This is a genomic window from Pseudoalteromonas sp. SG43-8, from assembly GCF_014164245.1.
Lineage (GTDB): Bacteria > Pseudomonadota > Gammaproteobacteria > Enterobacterales > Alteromonadaceae > Pseudoalteromonas > Pseudoalteromonas distincta.
The window spans coordinates 40215-57600 of record NZ_JACJEX010000005.1; the positions used below are offsets into that span (position 1 = coordinate 40215).

The 17386-nt window shown below is 38.4% G+C and carries 8 protein-coding genes; all 8 read left to right on the forward strand.

Annotated features, from left to right (window positions below):
* The 8 genes from bcsA (at position 1) to fahA (ending at position 17281) form a co-directional block, all read left to right on the forward strand.
* The gene (bcsA, locus tag H5122_RS11265) at positions 1-2670 is read left to right on the forward strand and encodes a UDP-forming cellulose synthase catalytic subunit (RefSeq protein WP_182682246.1); all 2670 of its coding nucleotides are present in this window, start codon (positions 1-3) and stop codon (positions 2668-2670) included.
* Positions 2663-4909: a cellulose biosynthesis cyclic di-GMP-binding regulatory protein BcsB gene (gene bcsB / locus H5122_RS11270; RefSeq protein WP_182682245.1), complete on the forward strand. Its 2247-nt coding sequence runs from the start codon at positions 2663-2665 to the stop codon at positions 4907-4909. The genes bcsA and bcsB overlap by 8 nt, the downstream gene beginning before the upstream one ends.
* Positions 4909-6039: a cellulose synthase complex periplasmic endoglucanase BcsZ gene (gene bcsZ / locus H5122_RS11275; protein WP_182670878.1), complete on the forward strand. Its 1131-nt coding sequence runs from the start codon at positions 4909-4911 to the stop codon at positions 6037-6039. The genes bcsB and bcsZ overlap by 1 nt, the downstream gene beginning before the upstream one ends.
* Positions 6030-9848, forward strand: a complete 3819-nt coding sequence (locus H5122_RS11280) for a cellulose synthase subunit BcsC-related outer membrane protein (protein ID WP_182670877.1) — start codon at positions 6030-6032, stop codon at positions 9846-9848. Before bcsZ ends, H5122_RS11280 begins: the two co-directional genes overlap by 10 nt.
* Positions 9849-10095: 247 nt before the next feature.
* On the forward strand, positions 10096-11589 hold the full coding sequence (locus H5122_RS11285; protein ID WP_182673726.1) for a peptide MFS transporter: 1494 nt from the start codon (positions 10096-10098) through the stop codon (positions 11587-11589).
* A gap of 147 nt (positions 11590-11736) precedes the next feature.
* Positions 11737-14466: a metallophosphoesterase gene (locus H5122_RS11290; RefSeq protein ID WP_182682244.1), complete on the forward strand. Its 2730-nt coding sequence runs from the start codon at positions 11737-11739 to the stop codon at positions 14464-14466.
* A gap of 318 nt (positions 14467-14784) precedes the next feature.
* On the forward strand, positions 14785-15831 hold the full coding sequence (gene hppD / locus H5122_RS11295) for a 4-hydroxyphenylpyruvate dioxygenase (protein WP_149594251.1): 1047 nt from the start codon (positions 14785-14787) through the stop codon (positions 15829-15831).
* Between the two features lie 136 nt (positions 15832-15967).
* The gene (fahA, locus tag H5122_RS11300; RefSeq protein WP_182682243.1) at positions 15968-17281 is read left to right on the forward strand and encodes a fumarylacetoacetase; all 1314 of its coding nucleotides are present in this window, start codon (positions 15968-15970) and stop codon (positions 17279-17281) included.
* Positions 17282-17386 lie beyond the last annotated feature (105 nt).

Here is a 17386-nt window from a genome sequence, read left to right on the forward strand (position 1 = left end):
ATGAGCATTACATTATTTTATCAGCGCCCTATTCACAGCACTTTATACTTGCTGCTGAGCATTTTATTTACTGATAAGTTAGTCCGGTACATTTTATTTAAGTTTCATAGCTACTTTAATCAACATAAAGTAAATGTTATTGAAGCTTTTTTAATGCCTTTTATTACGCTTTTAAGCTCACTGTTTATAAATATTAAAAAGCACAAAATCAGCTTTGAATATACCCTTTATGACTACTACCCTCATTTAAGGTTGCCTTACCGAACCTACATTTACTCAAATATATTACGCTTTATTATACAAAGTGTTTTTTTAGTGTTTTTTAAAAACCAGCTTAAATCTAGTTCTGTAAAAGATGATGCTGTTAATTATTTTTATGATGGTGTTAGCTACCTTTTAAGGCAATTACGTTGGTTTGATTTAAAGCTAGGTAGATTGTTAAAGCGCTTACTATCAAAAAACAAAAAAGGCCCTAAAAAAAGTGCGTTTAAAACCATGGCGGATGCGCGTGTATGGCAAAATAAACTAGTCAAATACGTTATTATCGCGTTTATTCTATTTTTATTAGCAATATTTATTACAATTCCTTTTAGCTTGGAAGCTCAAGCCGTTTTTATAAGCTTTATTTTACTAGTTGCGTATGCGCTTAAACGAGTAAAAGGCCAAATGGCAACCATTGTCATGATTACTCTGTCAGTAACTACGTCTTCTCGTTACTTGTGGTGGCGTTACACTGAGACTTTAAATTGGGATGATCCACTTGCACTTGCACTAGGTGGTGGCTTATTACTTGCTGAAACGTATGCCTGGCTTGTACTGATTTTAGGTTTTTTCCAAACAATTAACCCGCTTGAGCGAAAACCAGTGCCTTTACCAAAAAACACTGACTTATGGCCAACAGTAGATGTATATATTCCAACTTATAATGAGCCATTAAGCGTTGTAAGGCCCACTACTCTGGCTGCTTTAAGTATCGATTGGCCTGCAGATAAACTAAATGTTTATATATTAGATGATGGTAAGCGCCCAGAGTTTAAGGAATTTGCAGAGGAAATTGGAGTAGGCTATTTAGCTCGTTCGGATAACAATCATGCTAAAGCCGGCAATATGAATAGCGCTATGCGTTATACCGATGGCGAATATATCGCAATTTTTGATTGTGACCATGTCCCTGCTCGCTCATTTTTGCAAATGACGATGGGACAGTTTTTAAAAGATAGTAAAGTGTGTTTAGTGCAAACACCGCATCACTTTTTCTCTGCAGATCCGTTTGAGCGCAACCTTAACAACCATAGTCAAATTCCTAACGAAAACATGTTGTTTTATGGGCTTATTCAAGACGGAAACGACATGTGGGATGCGACCTTCTTTTGTGGCTCTTGCGCCGTATTAAAACGAGCTGCGCTTGATGATATTGGCGGTTTTGCATTTGAAACAGTAACGGAGGATGCTCACACGGCACTTCGTATGCAGCGCGCTGGTTATAAAACTGCTTATATAAATATTCCACAGGCAGCAGGTCTTGCAACCGATAGCCTGTCAGCGCATATAGGTCAACGCATTCGCTGGGCGCGTGGTATGGCGCAGATATTTAGACTTGATAATCCATTAATGGGTAAGGGTTTAAGCATTCCTCAACGATTATGCTACATAAACGCAATGCTGCACTTTTTATCGGGTATTCCTCGTATTGTATTTTTAACAGCCCCTTTAGCGCTAATATATTTTAATGCATACATAATTTATGCCCCATTTTTAGCTATTTTTATTTATGTAGTGCCGACATTAATTCAAATAAAAGCGACTAACTCACGTATTCAAGGTAAATACCGTTACTCCTTTTGGGGTGAAGTGTATGAGTCAGTACTTGCTTGGTACATATTAAAACCAACCACCGTTGCTTTATTTAATCCTAATAAGGGTAAGTTTAACGTAACCGAAAAAGGTGGTTTAAATGATAAAGAGCATTACGATTGGGGTATTTCTAAACCGTATTTAATTCTCTTACTTATTAATTTACTTGGTATATTAGTGGGTGTATTACGTCTATTTTTAGGTGACCCAAGCCAGATTGGCGTACTTATAATAAGTATGGGTTGGGCTTTTTATAATATTATAATTTTAGGTGCTGCGGTTGCTGTTGCAGCTGAAGCTCGTCAAGTGAGGCACTCGCATCGTATAAAGGCAAACTTTCCTGCCGGCGTTCGTTTAGCAAATGGTCATACTTTGAAAGTAAAAATAACGGATTATTCAGATAACGGCGTGGGCATAGAGACAGATCACGCGCATTTATGCCGTGTTAACGATAAAATTGAATTATTAATGAGTCGCGGTAATAAGCAGTTTTCGTTTACAACGTATGTATGTAATACCCGCAAAAAACAAATTGGCCTTACACTTAAGGATTTATCTCTCGAAAAACAGAGAGCTTTTATACAATGTACCTTCTCAAGAGCAGATGCTTGGCTAGATTGGCAAAATAACTTTAGACATGACCGTCCATCGTATAGCTTCAAAGAAGTACAAAAAACCAGTTTACGGGGCTTTAGTAATTTATTGTTTCATGCCCCAAGAGCGTTACAACCTATAATTAAGTTTATGACTAATACTGTCATTTACATAAATTCATTTACTCCAAAAAAACCGATAGTGCATAATAATTATGATTAAAAAGTTACTTAATACATTTCTAACATTGTTACTTATTAGTAGCGCATATCAAGTGCTCGCTATCGAGCCTATGCACGACAAAACTATGTTTGTAAATGGCTACCCTGAGAGCGCTCAGGTTTCTAGTTTACGTCTTAGCTTTGAAAAGTTAGGGTTCAACGACTATAAACTCGACGGCGTGAATAATAATTCTCGAGTCGATTTCACAAATAGAATTGATAAATTAAGCACTAATCTAAAGCTTAACTTTTCGTACACCAACTCACCTTCATTGCTGGCTAATGTATCGCATTTAAAAGTTTATTTTAACGATAACTTAGTTACTGTTTTACCTATTAATGAGCAATTAAGTATTGTAAAAAATACGGTAAGTCATAGCCTAGACCTAAATGCTAAATACATTCAAGACTACAACCAAATTCGCTTTGAACTAGTTGGCTACTACGACTTACGATGCCAAGATTACTTTAGCCGCTCAATTTGGACTGAAATAAACAAATCAAGCCACATCACGCTTGATCAAAAACAGTTAGCGATTGATAGCCGCCTTGAATATTTACCAGAACCATTTTTTGATGCTAAAGATTACAACAAATTAAACTTACCTTTTGTATTTGCAAGCACACCTAATACACAAGCTATAGAAGCTGCTGCCACTTTATCTAGTTGGTTTGGCGCGCAAGCAGACTGGCGTGGCGCTAACTTTCCCGTAGTTTTAAATAAAGCACCAGAGCAGCACAGTGTGGTGTTTATTACTAATGACTCAAAACCTGATTTTTTAAAAGATTATCCAGATGTTGAAAAGCCAACCGTCGAGCTAATTTCAAGTCCGATTCACAGATACAATAAAATGCTGCTAATTTTGGGGCGTGACGAAAAAGACTTAAAAACAGCGGTTACTGGTCTTGTATTTGGTCATAAAATTATGACTGGCCGAAGTGCAAGCATCGAAGCAATTAACAAACTCCCACTGCGTAAAGCTTATGATGCGCCGAGATGGCTCAGAAACGATCGTCCCGTGCACTTTGACGAGCTTATTGACTACCCGACTCAGTTACAAGCTGAGGGTCTTAACAACGGCCCTATAAAATTAAATGTTCGTTTTGCACCGGATTTATTTACTTGGCGTGAAAAAGGGATTCCTATTACTTTGCAATACCGTAATACCCCAGAGAGCGAAACATTAAATTCACGTTTGAACATGCTAATAAACCAAGAATTTATAAGTGGTTTTTTACTTGATAAAAAAGACACATCGTTAACTACCGCTAAAACGTTGCTGCCTTTAATTGCTAATACAGACACAACGCAAAGCGCTGAAGACTTTTCATTAGACGGTATTAATCTTGCCAGCCGAAATGAGTTAAATTTTGACTTTAGATTTGCAGTACTTAAAAAAGGCGAATGTGCCGTTGCTCCACCTGGTGGCGAGTACGGGGTAATTGATGGAAACTCTAACATTGATGTAAGTGGGTTTGATCATTACATGGCTTTACCTGATTTAAATGTATTTGCAAACAGCGGATTCCCATTTACAAAATACGCAGACTTACAACAAACTTTAGTATTGATAGATGAAGTTCCATCACCTAAAGCACTATCTGTATTGTTTAATTTAACAGGCCACTTTGGTGCTATTACAGGCTACCCCGCTCATAGAATAAGTGTTGCTCATTTAAACGAAGATGCCAACTTAGATGATAAAGACATCTTAGTAATCGCAAAACCTAATAGCATTGCTAATAACTTAGATGAAGATGCGCAAACCAATATCCTGCTTGATAATAATCAGCGCGCTATAAAACAAGCCATATACAATGGTGCTTACGATGAGCAGACAACAGATAAAGTCCAAGTAAGTATAAAAAGTAGTGGTGATATGGCCGTTATTACTGGCTTTCAATCACCGTTTGATTCAGAGCGTTCAATTGTATCGCTTAGTGCAACATCACAAAAAGCCTTTACTCTACTTGATGATGCGTTAATGAGTTCAGAAGCTCTTGCGCAAATTAAAGGCAGTGCTGCGGTCATAAATTCTCAAGGCATTAAAACAATTAAAACTGATGAGCAATATTTTGTTGGTCACATTCCTGTGCATACCCTAATTTGGTTCCATTTATCGGATCACCCATTTGTACTGGCACTATTGTCTATTTTAACACTACTGTTGATCTCATTTATAATATGGCGATTACTGCAAGCATTAACATACAAGCGATTAGCTGAAGGAGATAAGTAATGAAGTCACTCATTAATGTATTTTTTACCGTGATTGCATTATTTACCTTTAATGCCAATGCACAAATAGAGCAATGCCAACCATGGGATGCATGGCAAACGTTTAAAAGTAACTTTATAAGCCAAGATGGTCGCGTTATTGATTTGGGGAGTGAGCAAAAAGTCACAACCTCTGAAGGCCAATCTTATGCCTTATTTTTTGCTGTTGTAGCAAATGACAAAGCAATGTTTGACTTAGTGCTTGATTGGACGCAAGAACATTTATCAGAAGGTGATTTAAGCACTCGTTTACCGGCATGGCAATGGGGTGTTAATAATCAAAATGTTGGCGGAATTTTAGATTCAAACCCTGCGTCTGATTCAGACTTATGGATAGCATACAGCTTATCGCAAGCTGCTATTCTTTGGGATGAGCGCCGCTACAGCATATTAGCAGCTGTACTTGCACAGCGAATAATGCGTGAAGAAACCGCTTATATCTCGGGCCTAGGTTTATCATTACTACCCGCTCCTACAGGTTTTGAATTTGATAATAAACGTTTTAAGTTAAACCCGAGCTACTCACCATTATTTATTTACCAGCAGTTTAAAAAGCTCTACCCACACTCGCCTTGGCATCAATTACACGAAGGCTCAGCAAAGCTAATTTTAGATACAGCAAAGCAAGGTGTTAGCCCTGACTGGGTAATGTTTGATGCGAATAATGGCTTTTACTACGATAAAAAAACGAGCGACTTGGGCAGTTATAACGCTATTAGAGTGTATTTATGGGCAAGTATGATGGCAGACAACGCACCTTATAAAAAAGAGCTATTAGCGCAATTCAACCCTTTTATAGAAACAATTAATAAACGTGGTTACGTGCCTTTAAATACCTTTGCTAAATCTGGAAAATCTGAAAAAAGAGGCCCTTTAGGCTTTAATTCAGCTTTGTTACCTTTACTGGCGACTAATAACGATAACTCTACGGTAATGGCGATTCAGCAAAAACTAATGATTGATAAATCATTTACCCAGACTCGTTATTACGACAGCGTGCTTAACTTGTTTGGTACAAGTGCTTTAAATAAGCGTTTTTCAATTACAGCAGATGGGACGCTACAACCGGTATGGAGCACTGAATGCCGTTAAGGTTTGCCCTCGCTTGCACATTAGCGCTTAGCTCTGGATTGAGCGCTAACACAGCCAACGATATTGATACGCAATCTGTTGATTGGTTATTAAGCCAAATAAGTATTGGTGAAGCACAGCAAAATAAAAAACTAGTTGAAGATAGCTTACGAAAGCTAGTCGCCATTGCCCCTGCCCGGATAGAAACACAGTGCGCAGTAGCGCGTTATGATTTTGCCAATGGCGAATCTGCGAAAGCCAACCAGTTATTAAATAAAATAGATAATGGGCTTACCAAACAAACCCCGTGCGTTGAAAAACTAAAAGTACTTTCTCGTACTGAAGGTAAAGATAAATCTTCAATTCAAGAAGCTAAATTACTGGCTCGTGCGGGTCGTTATAAACAAGCTCGCGAAATCTATAATAATATTTTTAAAAACGTTTACCCTACATTAGATTACGAGCTTGAGCATTTAAGTTGGTATGGGCAAGACAGCGGCCAATGGGAAAGCGTTAAAAAAGGCTATGAAAAATTAGCTCAATACTACCCAAGTATCGCGCAAATAGAAGTCGCTTATGCACGCCACTTACTTAGGCGTAATCTGACAGATAAAAAAGCGATTGATATTTTAAGTAAATATGGCGCAGGCCCTACTTTTATTAATGAAGTAGAATATATTTGGCTTAGTGCTTTGCTAGAAATGCCCTTAACAGATGATACAGTTAAGCAGTATCAACGCTATTTCACGCTTTACCCTTTTAGTAGTAAGGGCGAATTACAATATCAAGATTTTCTAAAAGATTATAAAAAACGCCAAACACTGCTTGCCGATCCTGCCTATCAGCTTTGGGTTAGGGGCGATAGATTACTTGAGAAAAATAAACTTGCCGCCGCAGAGCCTCTGCTTTTAAAAGCCTTAAGAGGTCGTCCGCAAGACGGCGCTATAATGCGAAGCCTTGGCACACTCTATTTACGGCTTGGTGAAAACCAAAAGTCGTATCAATATTTTACTCGTGCGCAAAAATTTACAGCTGAGTTCGCCGAGCGTGAAACACTGCAAGAATTGGCAAAAACAGCTAAGCTTTGGCTTTATATTCGCGAAGCTAAAAATGCTATTAATAATAAAGAGTTTAAAACTGCTAAACTTAAGCTAGATTTAGCCGCTACCTTAGGGCAAGAAACTAATACAGTAATATATAACAAAGGTTTATTACAATTTGCTCAAGGGCAATATTCACAAGCTGCTCTTACATATCAAATTGTTTTAAAAAGTGATCCACTTAATAGGAGCGCTTTAATTGGTCTGCTTGAAATAGCTGAATTAGAACAAAATGAACAAGCCTTAACTTCTTTTTATAACAGCTTATCGTTTAATCAAAAAAAATTAGTTAAAGATTCATATTCTGTCTCTTTAAGCAGTCAGTACCGCGCAAAAGCTGATGCATTAACGCAGTCAGGCGACTTAGAGCTAGCCGAAAAAGTATTAAAAGATGCAATTGAAATAGCGCCTGAGCAGCCTTGGTTATATTACGATTTAGCCTTTATATATCAACAAAAAGGACTCACAGAAGAGGCCCGTACTTTATTTAATAATGTGCTGTGGCAGTTTCCGCTAAATCCTCAAATTCGTTATAGCCACGCGCTTTTTTTACGATCCCTTGATGATTATCAAGGTGCTATTAAAACATTGCAGTACATTCCATTTAAATCCAGAGATAAAGATATTATTGCGCTTGAACAACAGCTGCAACTTAATGAGTCTTTAACACAAAGTGAGCGCCACCTTGACGCTAAAGATAAAGCCACTGCAATCTATCATTTAAGTAACTTAGAAGCACAAAGCTTAACACCTGCCATGCAGGCTGAGTTATCGCGAAGCTGGTATCGAATCGACGAAAAAAAACACGCTATAAGACTTATAAACAAAGCACTGAAAGCTGAGCCTTCGCTTTCTCCTTATTGGCATACACTTTATGGTGAATGGCTTTTAGATCAAGGAGATGAAAATAAAACGAAGCAATGGTTTGAAAATTACACGTTACCAGAGAGCGCTACTGAAAACGAAAAAACTCAATATGTACAGCTACAAAATAGCTATATTACCGAGTATTATAATGGCAGTGATTTAATCGCTAAGCTTAACCAGCTGGATCAAAAATATAAAAATACTCCAGCAACAACAACTGCCCTTATTAATGCAAACTTAGCACTTGAACAGCGCGAAGCAGCGGTTATTTTGTATCAACAAAAAGTTCAAAACAAACAAACCATAGAGCCTCAAGCGCTTCTCGCTATTGCTAATGCATACATAGAACTTGGAGACGACTTTCAAGCAAAAGAAGTTACGCAAAAAGCGATTACGCAAACCACGCCGCAAGATGGTTACTTACAACGCCAAATCATGTCATCTCTTAATGAGTTTAATTACTCAGGGGATGCACTTTATTTAGCTAAACAACTTATTGAAAAGTCACCAAACGATCAAGAGTTACGTTATTTAGGCGCTCAAGTAGCCAGTAAGTTTAATGAAACCGAACAAGCACAATTTTGGTATGCACAAACCCTGTCACCTAATCGTACATTGAATGAAAAAGAGCTTTACGGAGCGCTTTTAAAAATAAATGAAAGCGATGAATGGTATGTAAACGGTGCTAAACGTGAGCTAATAAACGAGCAAAATAAAAACCAAGCCTACATTGCTATTGGTGTTAACTTTAGTGGGCAAACAAGTACCGAAAGTGAAGCAACACTTGGGGCAGGCTTAGTCCCGATTGAAGCTTACTTTCCGCTTTGGCAAGGCCAAGGGTTTATTAAAGTAGACCCGACTACTATTAGCGCACAAACAACTCGCTTTGATGAGCAGTTCGCTGGTAGTCGCTACGGACAAGGTGCTTTATGTATTTTCACTTGTTCAGTCGATGAAGTGACACCAGAGGAAAATGGTGTAGATATAGGTATTGGTTGGCAAAACGAAAACTGGCGTGTAGATGTAGGCACTACCCCACTTGGCTTTTTAATTGAAGACTTTGTGTGGGGCGTAAATTACGCAGACAGTTTTGGCGACTTTGGATATAGCCTAGAACTTGAAAAACGCCCAGTTACGAGCTCAGTACTTTCTTATGCAGGCTTAAAAGATGTAAATACAGGTGAAGTTTGGGGTGGTGTACGCTCTACAGGTCTAACTGCTAATGTATCGCATGACTTAGGTGGAAAATGGGGTTTTTGGTCAAGCGCCGACTTTACCCTTTATAAAGGCCAAAATGTAAAAGACAACCAACGCTACCGTATGATGGGCGGTACTTATTACCGTGTAATTAGCAATCAAGAGCGTGAATTTACCGTAGGCGCTAGCTTATTACATTGGGCATACAAGTATAATTTAAGTGAAGAAACATGGGGCCATGGTGGTTATTACAGTCCACAAAACTATGTAGGCTTATCTGTGCCACTCACTTATGACGCGCGTTGGGGCGATGATTTTGTCTATCGATTAAAAACAGGTATTTCTTACTCGCAAACAAAAACTCAATCTATTGATTTCTTCCCTAACGATAGCGATTTGCAAATAGCTGCATATGATAGAGAGTCAATAACAGGTGTTGATCCTGTTTTTGAAGGTGAAACAAGTTCTGGTGTTTCATATAATCTTGAAGGTAGTTTTGAGTATAGAATAACGCCGAATTGGTTTTTTGGTGGCTACTTAGCCATCGATCGTTCTGACTTTTACGAACCAAACTTTGGTCAACTTTACATACGTTACTATTTTAACCCTGTGTACGGAACACTTGAGTTCCCAGGTACCCCTATTGTTCCTTATGCTGAGTTCTAACTTGGCATAAGGTGATACACCGCGCAATACTTCCCCTAGCACTAAGGTATATGTATACTTGTGCCCAATTGTAACTAGGATAAGGGTGTGTCTCTTACCTTCTGGTGTTACTACCATATAGCAAATCATTATCTTAGCTACAAATAATAAACTGATGGTCGAGCATTTTAGTATGACTAAATATTAAGATAGCTAAAGCAAAAAATTATAAGGCCATTACAACAATTCTTAAAGTTAGGAAGTAAATATGAGTTCAGCTCCAGATAGTGGTTGGTTTGGCCACCCTAAAGGACTTTCGACATTGTTCTTCACTGAAATGTGGGAACGAATGAGTTATTACGGTATGCGAGCTATGCTCGTATTATTCATGACAGCAAGCTTACAAGAAGAAGGCCTTGCCTTTACTGTTGCATCAGCTGCTGCAATCTATGGTTTGTACACAGGCGCAGTATACTTTTTAGGCTTACCAGGTGGTTGGCTAGCTGATAGATTGTTTGGTGGTCAAAAAGCAGTTTGGTATGGCGGCATAATTATTATGATTGGCCATATTATTTTGGCTATTCCACATGATTATTCTTTCTTTATTGGCTTAATATTTGTAGCAACAGGTACTGGTTTACTAAAACCAAATATCAGTGCAATGGTAGGCCAATTATATAGCGATGCTGATGAGCGTCGTGATGGCGGTTACGCTATTTATTACATGGGTATTAACATGGGTTCTTTAATAGGTTACTACGTATGTGGTTACTTTATGGAGAACGTAGGCTGGCACTGGGCATTTGGTGCAGCAGCTGTAGGTATGGCTATTGGTTTAGTGCAGTACAAACTCACACTTAATAACTTACCAGAGCACGGCGCACTACCTGCTAATCCATTAGGTCCTAAAGGCACTTCACGCGCTTGGGGTGGTATTGCTGTATTTATAATTGCAGCTGCTGCAGTTACTACGGCTGCAATGACCGGCGCTATTGTTATTAATCCAACAGTGGTTGCAGGGTACGTAGCTATTGTATTTACTATTATCTTTTTTGTTTATTTTGGTGTTATTTACTTTACAGGTAATTTAACCGATGCCGAAAAACAAAGAATGTGGGCACTATTTTTAGTCTGTATTGCATCAGCATGTTTTTGGTCTGGCTTTGAACAAGCTGGTTCATCATTAAACTTATTTGCTCGCGACTATACTGATCGCCTTATTGGTACTTTTGAAATCCCTACAACGTGGTTTCAATCATTAAACTCACTGTTTATTATTGCTTTATCGCCATTTTTTGCAGCGCTTTGGATTAACTTATCTAAAAGCTTAGTATCACCTAGCTATAGCGTTAAGTGTGCAATTGGCTTAATTATCATGGCATCAGGCTTTTTAGTTATGTTTATGGCGGCTCATTACGCAGCTGAAGGCTTAAAAGTAGCGCCTTACTGGCTTGTTACTACCTACTTTTTACATACTGTAGGTGAGCTTTGTTTAAGCCCTGTAGCATTAAGTGCGGTAAGTAAGTTATCGCCTAAACGTTATACAGGTCAAATGATGGGTGTGTTTGTATTAACTTACTCAATCGGTAACATTATCGCAGGTTTACTTGCTGGTAATTTCGATCCGAATAATGTTGAAGAAATCCCTAACTTATACTTACAAATTGCATTATTTAGCATTGGTGTTGGTGTTGTTTTAGTACTAATGACCTTTAAAGCTAAAGTATGGGAAAAACAAGGGTTAGAAGAGAGAGTCTCTTAATTGTTGTTTATTTTAAATATAACAACATAACCGATATATTCCTCCATAGCGCCTATGGGGGAATTTTTTTTATTCAACTTTGCCCCACTCTCGTTAACTGATAATATGTCCTGATTGATTATTGAATAGACTCAGGGATAGCAGTATATGCATTTATTAACGTTATCACGTGCCGCTCGACTAGCATTTCTCCTCATTTTTTTATCTGCCTGTGGTGGCGGTGATGAAGTAACAGTAAATCCAAATGATCCTGTAGAGCCTGAGCCTAGTGGTTTAATTATTACCAACGCTAATGGCTTACAAACGTCATTAGATGAAGGTAACTTTACTATCAATGCCCCTGGGCAAGCCGTGACCAACGATACTGACATAACCTACGAAAAATTAGTCCTTGATGAGAGTAATCAAGCAAAAAATATCATTTCAGATATACATACGCTTACCCCAAGTACAGTTCAACTTTCTAGTCCAATGACAATTACTATAAAAATACCTGACGACTATGTATTAGGCGGCCAATTAACTCTTGCTCGTTTAAGCGGAGACTCTTGGTCAAGTATTACTAATTCAACGGTATCTCAAGGCTTTGTCAGCGCACAAGTAAACCAACTAGGTAGCTATGCAATAGAAGTGCAACGTACTGTTGCATTTTCTGATATTGGCCCAACCTGTGATGCTAATGCAACAGAGCAATCTGTGCGGTTTGTTCACGTTGCCGACATGCATTCTCGCTTTGGGTATCAAGAACAATATTTTAGCCGCATTAAGGCCTATTATAAAAAAGCGCTAAGCGAATCACCGCATACATTATTCACCGATGGTGGCGATGATTACGAAAAAGGGACCGTTGCAGAGCAAATATCACAAGGCTTAGCCTCTGATGAAACCGTAAAGCTAATGGCTTTTGATTTACGTGTTTTAGGGAACCATGACTATGCGTGGGGCCCTGAAAGGCTAATTGAGTTTTCACAAGACGATAATGCCATTGTACTTGCAAGTAATACCCGCTTTGAGGGAGAGCAAAATAAAAGCTTTGGCGGTGTCGACTTTGCTAAAGTACAGGTTGGCTGCATAAAATTGGGTGTGTTTGGGATGACTTCAGTACCATGGAATGAACTTGACGAGCCGATTGAAAATGACCCTATTCCTGACTTTATAAAACAATTTAAAATGAGTTGGCAATGGCAACAAATCGCACAAAGTATTGTAAGCCAATACCGCGATGAAGTTGACTACATGATTATGCTAAGCCATTTAGGCAAAGGAACTGATGTTGAGATAGCAACCAATGTACCCGGCATAGACTTAGTACTTGGCGGGCATACTCATGGTGGTGAGGATTTTATAGAGCTTGAGAATAATGCTTTAGTTATTCAGCCCGACTTTTATGCACGCGGAGTCACCGACTTAAATTTAGTATTTGATACAGCCGATAAAACACTAAGTCGTTACGATTATCAACATGTGGATACGCGAACATCTATAGTACCTGACGAAGAAACCAAGCTCGCTATCGATGAAATAATGGGCAGATATGCACCCGATGCTGATACAGAAATTGCCATTTCAGAAAACTACCCAAGTAGCTTTGAAGTTGCAGAAATAACAGCACTTGCAACTAAACATTCAAGCTCAATTAACGCAGCGCTGCTTAACCCTGAACTTGTACAAAAAAGATGGACGCCAGGAACTGTTACACAAGAAGATTTTCACAAAGCATTTTATGTTGAAAGACAGCCTTCAAACACACCTGGCTTTAATTCACTGTATCAAGTAACCGTTACAGGCAATGATTTAAACACGATGATTGCCAGCCAACCCGATTGGTTTGTGTTAAAGCCAGAAGATATTCAAGTAACGACAAATTATAATGTCGCTTTATTTAAAGGTGCGGCACTTAATCCAGATTTATTTTTTAGCAGTGTTACTTTTAATGATGTAAAGCCAATTGCCGAAGCATGGTGGCTACTTGATCAGTACGCACGCTTTAGAACAACTCAATGTCTTCACCTTGATACAGACACACAGCTTAATGCTTGCCAAAATGTTGCAAATATAACAACTTGGAACTTTGACGATCCAACAAACCCACTAATTCCAGACTCAGGTCCATCGGTTTTAAGCTACTTTGACCCAGAAAATGATGGTTGGGGCCCAGAAGATACACGCTATGAGACAACCACTGATCTTAATATTGCCGATTTAACTGATGGCCCTTCTGGTGTAATGGCTTTTACTCGTCACTCTCCAACAGAAGGCCTATTAATTACGTTAAACACAGCTGCAAATGGTGATTTTAAAGATGACGGTATGGTATCTGACTATACTCTAATAATGGATTTATATTGGCCATCAGAAGATAGCGATTCTTATCGTGCAATAATCCAAACTGAAACAGTAGATTATTTAGAAGATGATGCAGATATATTTATTGATCCCAGTGGCGGTTATGGTGAAGCAACGTTTAAAAGTGGATATTTTGGTGATACTAAACCAGAGGCATGGCATCGTGTAGCGTTTGTGTTTTACACAGCACCAAAAAATGGCGTGTTTGAAGTATATATTGATGGTGAGTTAGCGGGTGTAAAAGAGTTTGGAGAAATAGACCAACGTTGGGCTCTAAACAAAGCAGTGCTCTTATTTACTGATAATGGCTACGAAACAGTACCTGGTTATTTAAATGCCTTACTCTATGCGGGCCGCGCTATGACCAGAGATGAAATTAAAAGCATGGGCGCTGCGCAAAAAAAATTGACATTTGAACAACCGATGCGTGTGTTAAATCAAACGATTGAACGTCACTACAAAGCAGCTCCAGCAATAAAAACTAATTTATGGATAGAGCAGCGAAACAAGTTCTTCGGTAACGGCTCTTAAAGTGTAAATAATTACATACAAAAAGGCTTTTGATTATTAATTCTAAAAGGAGGTTTAACGCAGGTTAAACCTCCTTTTTAGTATTTAAATACAACAACTTAAAAACAAGCACTCCCACTTTAATTTATAACATATAACTTCATTTTACTTAACTGTATTACAAACACGTAACTTTATAATAACCGTCCTATAAAATTTACACATACACTACACACTAAATAGTGCCTCCCCCTTCCCCAAATCAAAAATCTGGTTGATTATCTACTGCAATATGACAACAACACATAATCGCAGTGCTTAATTGCGGGAGTAATAATAATGAGTGAAGTAAATAACTATTTAGGTTTAGTCGGTATTGAATTTACCGAGTACGCAACACCTGATGCTGATTATATGGATAAAGTATTTACTGATTTTGGCTTCTCTAAGCTTAAAAAATTCAAAGGTAAAGACATTGTTTATTACAACCAAAACGATATTCACTTTTTACTGAATAACGAGCGTGAAGGTTTTTCTGCAGAATTTGCTAAAAGCCATGGCCCTGCTATTTGTTCAATGGGTTGGCGTGTTGAGAATGCGCAAAAAGCATTTGAAACTGCAGTAGAACGTGGTGCAAAACCAGCGACAGACTCAACGCATAAAAATATGCCTTACCCTGCAATCTATGGTATTGGCGACAGCCTAATTTACTTTATTGAACAATTTGGCGACAAAGGCACTATTTACGAAAGTGATTTTGAAGACTTAGAAACGCAAAATGTTGTAGAAGATAAAGGCTTTATCCGAATCGATCACTTAACCAATAACGTTTATAAAGGCACCATGGAAAAATGGGCTAACTTTTATAAAGACGTATTTGGTTTTACTGAAGTACGCTACTTTGACATTAAAGGTCAAAAAACAGCGCTTATTTCGTATGCACTAAAATCACCTTGTGGCACCTTCTCTATTCCAATAAACGAAGGTAAAGGTAACGATAACAACCAAATTGATGAATACCTTGGTGAGTACAACGGCCCAGGCGTTCAACATTTAGCGTTTTTAACAGATGACTTAGTAAGCTCTCTTGATAAGCTTGATAAATCAACAATTGCCACTTTAGATATTATCCCAGAGTACTACGATACTATTTTTGACCGTGTACCTTGGGTTGCTGAAGATAAAGAAAAAATTCGTCAGCATCAAATACTCGTAGATAGCCAAAGTGAAAATTGTTATTTATTACAAATTTTCTCTAAAAACTTATTTGGTCCAATCTTTATAGAAATGATCCAGCGCGTTGATGATGGTGGCTTTGGTGAAGGTAACTTCCAAGCATTATTTGAATCAATCGAACGTGACCAAGAGCGTCGCGGCGTTTTATAAAATATTTGAGTAAATTAAAAGCAGCGAACTTCGCTGCTTTTTGTCGTTTTAATATTTAAAAAGTATGGCGCCAAGTACAAGTGTGATTAAATAAACTATACCTTGTCGCCATACAGTAAAATCCAAAGGAAATGTAATGAGCCTAATTAACGAAACCCACGATATTAATTTAACCAGCTGGGTAGAATCAGCTAATGTTGATAATTGCGACTTCCCGATTCAAAACTTACCGTTTGCAGAATTTCGTCGTAAAGGATCTGATGAGGCCTTTCGTGGTGGTGTTGCAATTGGTGACCAAGTAATCGATTTAGCAAAACTAAGTAAATTAAACGTTTTAACAGGTGACGCTAAAACAGCCGCAGATGCAGCAAGTGAAGCAACCTTAAATACATTTATGGGTTTAGGGAAGCAGTATTGGTCAGCCCTTCGTTTAGCCCTTTCAAAAGCACTACGAGCAGGCTCTGATCACCAACAAGCGCTTAGCGATACATTAATTGCACAGTCTGATATAGAGTTTTCACTACCTTGTCGTATCGGTGATTACACCGACTTTTACACTTCTATTTATCATGCTACCGCTGTGGGCAGTTTATTTCGCCCTGATAACCCATTACTACCTAACTATAAATGGGTACCTATTGGTTATCATGGTCGATCTTCATCTATTGACGTATCGGGTCAAACATTTCATCGCCCTAAAGGTCAAACTAAAGCGCCAGATGCAGAAGTACCATCATTTGGTCCGTGTAAGCGCCTTGATTACGAACTAGAAGTCGGTATTTACTTAGGTAAAGGCAATGCACTGGGCGATGCAATCGCTATCGAAAATGCTGAAAACCACGTATTTGGCTTTTGTGTATTTAACGATTGGTCAGCACGTGACTTGCAAGCGTGGGAATATCAACCGCTTGGTCCATTTTTAGCTAAAAACTTTGCCTCAACGGTATCGCCTTGGATTGTAACAACCGAAGCATTAGCGCCTTATAGAACAAGCTGGACACGTGATGAAAACGATCCACAGCCTATGGACTATTTAGAATCAAAAGCAAATCGCGACCAAGGTGCTTTTGATATTCAAATGGATGTTAAAATTCAAACGCAAAAAATGCGTAGCGAAGGCCATAACCCAACGCGCGTATCAACATCTAGCTTTAAGCACTCTTACTGGACTGTGGCACAAATGGTTACTCATCACACAGTAAATGGCTGTAACTTTATGCCAGGTGACATGCTAGGTTCGGGCACTCAGTCGGGTCCAACGCATGAAGAAGCAGGTTCATTACTTGAGCTTTCTCGTGGCGGTAAAGAAAAAATCACGCTAAGTAATGGCGAACAACGTAGCTTTTTAGAAGATGGCGATAACGTTATTATGCGTGGCTGGTGTGAAAAAGAAGGCTATGCACGTATAGGTTTTGGCTCTGTAGAGAGTACTGTACTGCCGGCAAAATAATACGCATATTAAAAAATTTATTAAAAGGGCTGCTTACTAAAAGCAGCCCTTTTTTATTAATTTTTGAACAGTTACAATTTTTTTCTAGCTTTTTTAACTCAAATT

Bases quoted from the DNA above. Each gene is read 5' to 3' on its own strand.
- bcsA (WP_182682246.1), top strand. From the start codon at position 1: ATGAGCATTACATTATTTTATCAGCGCCCTATTCACAGCACTTTATAC.
- bcsB (WP_182682245.1), top strand. From the start codon at position 2,663: ATGATTAAAAAGTTACTTAATACATTTCTAACATTGTTACTTATTAGT.
- bcsZ (WP_182670878.1), top strand. From the start codon at position 4,909: ATGAAGTCACTCATTAATGTATTTTTTACCGTGATTGCATTATTTACC.
- H5122_RS11280 (WP_182670877.1), top strand. From the start codon at position 6,030: ATGCCGTTAAGGTTTGCCCTCGCTTGCACATTAGCGCTTAGCTCTGGA.
- H5122_RS11285 (WP_182673726.1), top strand. From the start codon at position 10,096: ATGAGTTCAGCTCCAGATAGTGGTTGGTTTGGCCACCCTAAAGGACTT.
- H5122_RS11290 (WP_182682244.1), top strand. From the start codon at position 11,737: ATGCATTTATTAACGTTATCACGTGCCGCTCGACTAGCATTTCTCCTC.
- hppD (WP_149594251.1), top strand. From the start codon at position 14,785: ATGAGTGAAGTAAATAACTATTTAGGTTTAGTCGGTATTGAATTTACC.
- fahA (WP_182682243.1), top strand. From the start codon at position 15,968: ATGAGCCTAATTAACGAAACCCACGATATTAATTTAACCAGCTGGGTA.